Source organism: Halomonas sp. ND22Bw, assembly GCF_003011945.1.
GTDB lineage: Bacteria > Pseudomonadota > Gammaproteobacteria > Pseudomonadales > Halomonadaceae > Halomonas > Halomonas halophila.
The window spans coordinates 1-274 of sequence record NZ_PXWD01000802.1 but is presented as its reverse complement, the minus strand read 5'-3'; the positions used below and the strand labels follow the sequence as shown (position 1 = coordinate 274).

Sequence of the window (274 nt, the reverse complement as noted above, 5' to 3'; positions counted from 1 at the left end):
CAAGGCATCGGCGGCTCGCTGCTGTATGTCATCGACCAGTACGGCGACGCCGGCTCGCTCTATGACGCCTGGGACGAGATCGAGGGCTGGGAAGAGGCCGAGCGCAAGAACAACGTCGGGCTGGAGGTGCTGGACCACCTGACCCACAACGTCCGGCGCGGCCAGATGCGCACCTGGTCGGGCTTCTACGGCTCGGTGTTCAACTTCGAGGAGCAGAAGTATTTCGACATCAAGGGCAAGGCGACCGGCCTGTTCTCCCAGGCCATGATCGCGC

Annotated in this window: 1 pseudogene; it reads left to right on the top strand. The window is 63.9% G+C overall.

Annotation, left to right across the window (positions count from 1 at the left end):
* Positions 1 to 274 (top strand): annotated as a pseudogene (locus CVH10_RS20345) (4-hydroxyphenylpyruvate dioxygenase); the annotation flags it as partial.